Annotated in this window: 2 protein-coding genes; both read left to right on the top strand. The window is 43.8% G+C overall.

Annotation, left to right across the window (positions count from 1 at the left end; genetic code table 11):
* Positions 1-1,427, top strand: a 1,427-nt coding sequence (locus RMO84_RS07895; protein WP_310487919.1) for an iron-containing redox enzyme family protein, incomplete at its 5' end; no start/stop codon positions are given.
* A gap of 327 nt (positions 1,428-1,754) precedes the next feature.
* A partial coding sequence (locus RMO84_RS07900) for a serine/threonine-protein kinase PknK (protein WP_310487920.1) occupies positions 1,755-5,173 on the top strand: 3,419 nt, incomplete at its 3' end.

The raw sequence follows: 5,173 nt of genomic DNA on the forward strand, positions 1-5,173 counted from the left end.
ATCTGTTCGTCCCCACGAATGCCGACGCTAAATTCTCGATGTGGCACTCCGCCTGCTTTTATCCCGACAAACCATCCGCCTTCAAACTTTATCTCAACCCCCAATCCCAGCACAAAAGTCGATCGGCAGCAATTGTCGAGGAATCCTTAGTCCGACTCGGCTTTACCCATGCTTGGCCGACACTAGCCGAGACAGCAGCCCAACGCGGCCCCGACAAAGACGAATTCGTCTACTTCTCTCTCGATCTCGCCGCACACACCGCTGCCCGAGTCAAAGTCTATCTCCGCCACCATGACGCGACCCCAACAGAACTAGAATCAGCACTGAGTGCCGCTCGCAACTACGTCCCCGGTGACGCGATCGAATTTTGCCAAGCAATGGCACCAGGCCAAACTTCATTCTCTGCAAAACCAGCAATTTCGGCCTTTTCCTGGGTTGAAAGTGATAATGCTACGCCTTCAAGCAGCACCTTGCACATCCCAATCTCTAACTATGCGATCGACGATCGGGCTGTATGCGACAGGCTCGATCTCTACTTTATCGAGCATGGTCTTCCAGTCTCTACCTATCAGTCTGCAATTCGATCTTTAGCGATCCGTCCGCTGGAATCAGGGATTGGAATGCATTCCTACACAGCATTACGACGAGAACAGCAGCAACGACGAGTCACTCTTTACCTAAATCCCGAAGTTGATGGAATTCGTCCTCCAGCAACAGCCCTAAAACAACTAGCAAAATCGCTGCCATCGCTGGAAGACATGTTGTGGCATTACGAAAATCATCCATTAGATCATCATCCTGTCTTGCAACGATTGCAGCGAGAGCCAGTTAATCCACAACATCTATGGCTGTTATTCATGAATCTTCGCCTGGTAGTTACTAACTTTAGTCGTAGCCTCGCTAGTATTATTGCGCGGAATGACGATGAGCGAATTCGTTGCCTTCTTGCCAAACAGTTAAATGAAGAACTTGGTAATGGCAACATTAATCGGATTCACCGAAAACTTTTCGAGCAGTTGATGACAGGTATCGAGCCTTGGAGAATGGCATCTTTTACCGAAGACATGTTAAAGATCGGCAAAGAATATGACATATGCTTACAGGAGCTTTATTTAGATCCCAATCCTTCTGTTGGACTAGGAGCCGCAATGTTATTGGAAGTTTATGGTAAGCAGTTCGATCTGTGCATGGGTAGAGAGTTTCGTAAGACAAATATAGCTCGAACTGCGATCGTGTGGTTGACACTTCATGAAGAATTAGAAGTAGGTCATGCAGATGAATCCTTAGTTATTGCCCGCTTTGTCACTGAATCGGAAGAGGGTGTAGCAGCAGCTATACAAGGTTTTGAGAAGACTCGTATCGCATCTTGGAAATTTCTTGATGGATTATATCAGCTCTGCTATGGTTCATTACCTTTAACTATCTAGTCTTCAGGGATTGCTACTCTCACTTTTGAATATCCGCAGATATTTTTGGCTTACCTTTATCAGAAGATGAAATGTGCGGGTAGCTATTAATCATTGAACTTACCTAATTATTTGTTGGATTAGCCTTTTTTAAGGAGAGTCGAGCGATCGCGATTACAGCTAGTCCCTTGGGCAAACTATAAGATATATGGTAGAACGGCTAGCAAATTTACGTTTAAATTGCCAAAAGCTAGATGACATCAAGTTTTAGAGCTTTGGTTCCAAAGTTTAGCTCCTAGCCGTCTTCCATATAGTTGCACATTGGGGACTGGAACAGTGAAGACGATCGTGCACTTACCTGGTTATCAAATTATCGAAGAAATTTATGCTGGAGATCGGTCTCTCCTCTATCGAGGTATTAGAGAGTCCGATCTATACCCAGTTGTAATCAAACTCATCCGGAGTCCAGCCCCTAGTTTAGATCGACTAATCCAGTTTCGCCATGAGTATGAGATTGGCAAAAGCATTGATGTGCCCAATGTTATCAAAACGCTAGCGTTTGAACCCTACCAAAATTCTCATGCATTGATTCTGGAAGATTTCGGTGGTATTTCCCTGCAATCTTATGTCTATCGATCGGGTGTGCTCGGAGCAACCCCGCAAAAATTAATTACTTTCATCCAGATCGTCACGCAAATAGCTGACGCCCTGGATGGATTGTATCGTCACCGCATCATTCACAAAGATCTCAAACCTGCCAATATTCTCATTCACCCAGAAACACGGCAGATTAAACCGATCGATTTTAGTCTTGCTTCCCGATTGCCAAAAGAAACTCAATCAATTAAAAATGTCAATACGCTAGCAGGGACGCTGGCATATATGTCACCCGAACAAACCGGACGCATGAATCGGGGTATCGATTACCGGAGCGATTTTTATGCTTTGGGGGTAACTTGCTACGAACTATTAACCGGACAATTACCATTTATTTCCACAGATCCGATGGAATTGGTACATAGTCATATTGACAAGCAGCCAGTTCCAGTCCGTCAACTCAATCCAGACATTCCGCTGATGCTCTCAGAGATTGTCAGTAAGTTGATGTCTAAGAATGCTGAAAATCGCTATCAAAATGCACTGGGACTCAAGTTCGATCTAGAGCTTTGTTTAGCTCAATTGCAAGAGACGGGCAAAATAGGATTGTTTAATCTTGGAGAGCGCGATCCGAGCGATCGATTTACGATTCCCGAACAGTTGTATGGTCGAGAGCCAGCAGTTGCCGTATTGCTCAATGCCTTTGAACGCGTGAGTAAAGGTCTGACTGAGATTCTGCTGGTGGCTGGTTCGTCTGGAATTGGCAAGACAGTAATCGTGCGAGAAGTTCATAAACCGATCGTGCGTCAGCGGGGCTATTTTATCAAGGGTAAATACGACCAATTTCAGCGCAATATCCCATTTTCCGCCTTCGTTCAAGCCTATCGCGATTTGATGGGGCAATTGCTTTCGGAATCGGACGCCCAACTGCATGCTTGGAAAATGCAGATTCTCGCGGCGTTGGGCGAAAATGCTCAAGTATTAATTGATGTCATTCCCGAACTCGAACGCATTATTGGCAAGCAACAGCCAGCTTCAGAATTATCAGGTGGTGCCACACAGCAGAGATTTAATCTGCTCATGCAAAAATTCGTTCGTTTGTTTGCTACTACCGCACATCCACTAGTGTTATTTCTCGACGATCTCCAATGGGCAGATTTAGCATCGCTGAATTTATTGCAATTGTTGGTGCAGGATACTGGATATTTGCTAGTCATTAGTGCTTATCGAGACAATGAGGTTTCACCAATTCATCCGTCGATGTTAGCGATCGATGAAATTGCCAAAACTGGCATTACAGTCAATACAATTAGATTGCAGCGTCTCGATCTCGCAAGTTTGAGCCAGTTGGTGGCAGACACACTCCATTGCGATTCACTCATCGCGCAACCGTTAGCTGAATTGGTGGAGCTAAAAACCAAAGGTAATCCCTTTTTTGCAACTCAATTTCTCAAATCATTATATGAAGATGGCGCGATTAGCTTCGATCGATCGAGTCAGAATACTGACGTGGGTGGTTGGAGTTGCGATCTAGCTCAAGTCAGAGCGATGGCTGTCACCGATGATGTAGTTGAGTTTATGGCCTTACAGTTGCAAAAATTACCACCAGCAACTCAATCGGCATTGGCTTTAGCCGCATGTATCGGGGCACAATTCGATTTATCTACTTTAGCAACTGTATGCGAGCGATCTCCAGAAGCCACAGCCGCAATCTTATGGGCTGGATTGGAAGAAAACTTACTAATTCCCACTACAGACATCTACAAATTTTTTACCCCATCCGGCGATCGATTGGTATCGAGAGTCGTTAATCCAGTTTATCGATTCTTGCACGATCGCGTTCAACAAGCAGCTTACTCGCTAATTCCGGCTAGTCAAAAACAAACAACGCATCTTCAAATCGGGCGGTTACTCCAGCAAGATGCTTCGGAGATTGTCATCGAAGAAAGATTATTCAATATTGTCGAACATTTAAATATAGCCAAATCATTAATTACCGATCCGATCGAGCGAGAAATGGTTATCGATCTCAACTTCAGTGCTGGTAAAAAAGCTAGGAATTCTACTGCTTATGCTGCTGCAAATATTTATCTCCAAGCAGGCATTGAACTGCTGGAGATCGACTGTTGGGAGACCCAGTATCAGCTAACTCTGGATCTGTATGTAGCTTCTGCCGAAGCTGCATATTTGCAAGGAAATCTGGAGCGGATGGAAGAGATTACAGGTGTTGTAATGCGATCGGCTCGGACGATTTTAGATAAAGTCGAAATCTACAGAATCCAAATTGCTGCGCTTACAGCTAATGGCAAGATGTTAGCTGCGATCGATACTGGCATAACAGCACTGGCTCAATTGGGAATTGAACTTTCAATCACTTCTAACGAAGAGAGAGTAGGTCAACCATTACAGGGTCTTGCTGGCCAATTTCAAAATAGTAACATTGAAGATCTGTTGGATTTACCAGCGATGAGCGATCTCAAAGCTCGGAAAATCATGGAACTTTTAGCAGATTTAGGCTCACCTATTTTCGTTGCAAGGCCAAATTCATACCCTGCTCTTAGCTCGATGATGGTCAATTTATCCCTCCAATTCGGAAATACACCTGCATCTGCATTAGGTTATGTCAATTATGGATTGGTGCTGAGTGCTTTTTTAGGTGATGTACAAACGGGTTATCATTTTGGTAACTTGGCATTAACTTTAGTAAGTCGATTTAATGCCAGAGAATTCCAGAGTAGATGTTTATTTTTATTTGCCAATTGGATTCAACATCGCTGTGAAGTTATTCATGCAGCGAGTCGTACATTTAAATACGGATATACAGTTTTCATTGAGACCGGTGACTTTCTTAATGCTGGCTACTGTATTAGTTGTTACTTCGATGTAAATCTTATTGGGGGAATAGAATTAAGTAGTTGGGAAGCGGAAATATTCCCATATAGTAAAGATTTAGAGCGAGCAAAACAATCTATCTCAAAAGCCTATCTAGAAATGAAACGGCAGGTGGCACAAAACCTGATGATGAGGGGAAACGATCGAGCAGATTGTCTCATTGGAACTGCTTATGATGAGATCGTGATGATTCCCAAGCATCTTCAAGATGGCGATCTCACTGCGCTAGCTTATATTTACATCTACAAATTGATGCTAGCGTATTTATTTGGTAATTA

This window comes from Chamaesiphon sp. VAR_69_metabat_338 (assembly GCF_031423935.1).
Classification (GTDB): Bacteria; Cyanobacteriota; Cyanobacteriia; order Cyanobacteriales; family Chamaesiphonaceae; genus Chamaesiphon.